1 protein-coding gene is annotated in these 582 nt (G+C 49.0%); it reads right to left on the reverse strand.

The window, feature by feature from the left end:
- A partial coding sequence (locus ASH01S_RS17710; RefSeq protein ID WP_157067256.1) for an IS110 family transposase occupies positions 1–504 on the reverse strand: 504 nt, incomplete at its 3' end.
- Positions 505–582 lie beyond the last annotated feature (78 nt).

Raw genomic sequence — 582 nt, forward strand, 5'->3', positions numbered from 1 at the left:
TATATCCGACATGTGCGTGGTGAGCTTAATATTGGCATCCTGCAATAGTCTGTGAATTCGGTTCTTTTCAGACGTAGCTTCTTGCACGAGCTTTTTCCGATAACGGGTAAGATCCCGTAAATCTCGGATTTCTTGAGACGGAACAAAACTGCCTTCAATCAGACCACAGCGAAGCAGTTTGGCAATCCATTCTGCGTCCTTCATGTCTGTTTTGCGGCCCGGGAGGTTCTTGATGTGGTGGGCATTGGCGAGAAGCAACTCGAAATCAAATGCTTCGAGGACATTCCATACGGGCTTCCAGTAGATTCCGGTGCTTTCCATGGCTACATGTGTACAGCCAGTCTCGCTCAGCCAATCTGCAAGTGCTAACAAATCATCCACCATCGTGCCAAACGTCCGAATTTCAGATTTGGGCGAGCGGTCCAGTGGTCCAACCAGTACACAGGCCACTATGGATTCCTGATGAACATCCAGTCCAGCACATCGCTCAAGAATGGCTTCCATCATTGTGTGACGCCTCCGACTCCCAGAATGATGAACCCGAAGACAACCCGACATAGGAAGATTTTTTACTCGGACTCT

Source organism: Alicyclobacillus shizuokensis NBRC 103103, from assembly GCF_001552255.1.
GTDB classification, from domain to species: domain Bacteria; phylum Bacillota; class Bacilli; order Alicyclobacillales; family Alicyclobacillaceae; genus Alicyclobacillus_G; species Alicyclobacillus_G shizuokensis.